Genomic DNA, 3,203 nt, shown 5'->3' with positions numbered 1-3,203 from the left:
ACAGCGGCGCCGCGCCCGGCGCCAGCGTGGAGATCATGGAAGCCTTCATGGTGCCCGCCGACGCGGCCGCGCCCTGGTCGATCACCGTGTCCATCGATGCCGAACGGCCCGCCTACCTGCGCTTCGCGCCGCCGGACCCGCCAGGCTGAATCAGGCTGCGGGCGCAGGCGCCGGGCTGCGCATCTTCCAGGGCGCGTAAGCGCATTCCAGCACGGCGGCCAGAAAGCAGATGCGCAAGGGCTCGATCAGCAGACCGGTGGACGAATCGCGGAACGGGCTGCCGAACAGCAACGAAACGCCGTGCGCCAGCACCTGCCAGGTATCCAGGTCATGCGGACCGATCAGCCGCGCCGCGCCGTACCACAGCCACGCCGCGCCCCAGTCGATCAGGCGATAGCCCACGATGAGCGTCACCAGCAGCAGTGCGCTGCTATGAAAGGCCAGGCGCACGCCGCTGGCCAAGGGCAGATAGCGCTTGCGGTAGCCGGCCACGAAATGCTCGACGAAGTCGCGCAAGAAGCGCGGTACGGCGCGATAGCGGTCGCCCAGCCGCTCCAGCCGTTCATAGCGTCTGAGATCGGCGTCGTCGCGCACGTCGTAGCCGTAGACCAGTGCGGCCATAACCAGCCATATCACCGGCAGCAAGGCATAGAAGAACAGACTGACCAGCGTCGCGCCCAAGCCGCGTCCTTGCGCCTCGACAGGCGTCATGCCCGCGGCCCACGCGTTGGTAACGGGCGTCAGCATGTTCATCAGGGACTGCAGCAGCGCCTCCAGCCCGCGCCGGTCGGCCAGCCATTGCCAGGCCTGGTCCTTCCAGCGGCTGATGACGTACAGGCCGATCAGCACCCAGTTGGTCTCGCACAGCACCACCAGCCATTGCCAGCGGCCCTTGCCCGTGCGGTCGCGCGCCCTCACCGCCGCCTTGCGCACCAGCCAGGAGATCGCCACCGAGACCAGCAGCCAGCGCGAGTCCAGGGCATCCAGCACATTGCCATGCTCGCCCAGCGGATCCAGTCCATAGGCCAGGCGCGAGTACTGCCGCACGATGTCGCCCAGAAAGCCCCAGGCGGCGTAATAGGCGAAGAACGGCAGCAAGGCCACGGTCAACGCCCGCCCCAGCCGTCCCTCCGTGTTGCCGGACGCCGCGTCTCCAGCGCGCACCGCCACGTGAGCGTCGCGCAAGGCCGGCAGGCCGGGCAGCAGTACCAGGAACATCGCCACCGTGGTGACCAGTTGCGCCAAGGCAACCAGCGTGAGCACGGCCAGTCCGGCCAGGTGGTTGGCGAAGCCGGTCTGCGCCGCCACCCACAGCAGCACATCGCGGGCCAGCGTGCCTGCGAGCACCAGCGCCATCAACTGCGGCCAAAACCGCAGCCACAGCCGGCCGGTGAGCGCCCACGGCGCGAGTACGGACTCGAGCATGCCTACACCCCGCAGTACGCGGATTGAAGCGGTCGATGTTAATGCTGCGCCGGCGCGAGGAATGTTACTGCTCGCCACGATTGCGCACAGGGTGTCAATATACGGGCATGAGCACACTGACATTCCGCCCCGCCACCGCCGACGACGTCCCTGCCTGCGTGACGATCCGAGGCCAGACCAGAGAGAACGCGTTTTCCGTCGAGGAGCTGCGCGCCTTGGGCATCACCGTCGATAGCTGGGCCGCCGGCGTCCGCGCGGGCGACCTTCCCGGCTTCGTCGCCTGCGCGGACGGCCAGGTGACAGGCTACTGCTACGGCGACCGCGATACCGGCGAAGTCGTGGTCCTGGCCCTGCTGCCCGAAAGCGAAAATCAGGGCGCGGGCAAGACGCTGCTGCAACTGACGATCCAGCATCTGGCCAGCCTGGGGCATCAACGCCTGTTCCTGGCATGCGCGAGCGACCCCGCCGTGCGTTCCCACGGCTTCTACCGCCACCTGGGCTGGACCCCCACGGGGGAGCGCGACGACGCCGGCGACGACATACTGGAACTGTCGATCAGATAATCTCCAGGTGCCATCCGTCGCTGCCCGCAAGCAGGCGATGCGTCAGGCCCAGGCTGTCCATGAACGCATCGTCATGAGACACCACCACCAAGGCGCCCCGGTAGGCGCGCAACATCGTCTCCAATGCCTGCGTCGACGGCAGATCCAGGTGATTGCTGGGCTCGTCCAGCAACAGCAATTGCGCGGGCGGGTCCGCATACAGCGCGCAAGCCAGCGCGGCCTTCAGCCGTTCTCCTCCGCTGAGCGCGGCGCTGGGTACTGCAATCTTGCGCGCGTCCAGGCCAAGCTGGGCAAGGCGCGTGCGCAAGTCAGCTTCCGACGCGCCGCGATTGGCCGCCTGCAACTGCTCCAACACCGGGCGCTGCGGCGCCAGTGTGGCCAGCCCCTGGTCCAGATACACGGCCTCTACCGCGACCCGGCATGTCCCGCCCGCTGCCTGAAGCTGCCCAGCCAGCACCTTGAGCAAGGTCGACTTGCCGCAACCGTTCGGGCCCACCACGCCGACCCGCTGCTGTCCGCCCAGCATCAGGTCGATGCGGCGCGTGGCGGCCGGGACAAAGGGCAGCTCCACCGCGTCCAGCTCCGCGATCCGCCGCTGCGCCGGCATCGCGGCGGACGGCGCATGCAGCACGATGGCGTCCTGCTCGTCGACCTGCCCGGCCGCCTCGCGCACGCGCAAGGCAAGCTGCTCGCTTGCCGCCGCGTGCTGGCGGCGCAGCTTGCCCGCGGACGTTTCGCTGCGCGCCTTCTGCCGGCCCAGCAGGATCTTGGCCTGATTGGCGTCGCGCGCCTGACGGTTGCCACGCGCCTGACGGCGTTCCTGGCGTTCGCGCTGGTCGCGCAGGGACTGCTCTTCGCGCTGGCGTTCATGCTTGCGCTGCTCCAGCAGCGACAGCGCGTTGCACCGTTCCTCTTCCTTGCGCTGCGCGTAAAAGCGGTAGCCGCCTCCATACCCGCGCAGCCCCAGCGTCGACAATTCCACGATGCGCTGCATCGCTTCCAGCAGTTGCCGGTCATGGCTGATCGCCAGCAGGCCGCGCGGCCAGCGTTGCAGTTGTTCGATCAACGCCAGCCGGTTCGGCCTGTCCAGATGGTTGGTGGGTTCGTCCAGGATCAGGAAATCGGCGTCCGACAGCAAGGCGCCGATCAGCGCGACGCGCATGGCCTCGCCGCCGCTGAGCGTGGCGGCCGGCGTCGCGGCGTCGAGACGGCCCA

3 protein-coding genes are annotated in these 3,203 nt (G+C 68.6%); 1 reads left to right on the top strand and 2 read right to left on the bottom strand.

Annotated features, from left to right (window positions below):
* Positions 1-150 precede the first annotated feature (150 nt).
* A complete protein-coding gene (locus tag VIR09_RS21450; protein ID WP_332014684.1) occupies positions 151-1,425 on the bottom strand; it encodes a hypothetical protein in 1,275 nt (424 codons plus the stop codon).
* A 107-nt stretch (positions 1,426-1,532) separates the two neighbouring features.
* Here VIR09_RS21450 and VIR09_RS21445 point away from each other — a divergent pair, with 107 nt between their 5' ends.
* Entirely contained in the window at positions 1,533-1,988 is a 456-nt protein-coding gene (locus VIR09_RS21445) for a GNAT family N-acetyltransferase (protein WP_332014683.1), read from the top strand.
* Here the strand turns inward: VIR09_RS21445 and VIR09_RS21440 are convergent.
* Positions 1,981-3,203, bottom strand: a 1,223-nt coding sequence (locus VIR09_RS21440; RefSeq protein WP_332014682.1) for an ATP-binding cassette domain-containing protein, incomplete at its 5' end; no start/stop codon positions are given. The genes VIR09_RS21445 and VIR09_RS21440 overlap by 8 nt on opposite strands.

It is taken from the genome of Achromobacter sp. (assembly GCF_036567245.1).
GTDB lineage: Bacteria > Pseudomonadota > Gammaproteobacteria > Burkholderiales > Burkholderiaceae_B > Achromobacter.
Note: the sequence above shows the minus strand (reverse complement) of the source record. Positions and strands in the feature narration are given on the sequence as shown.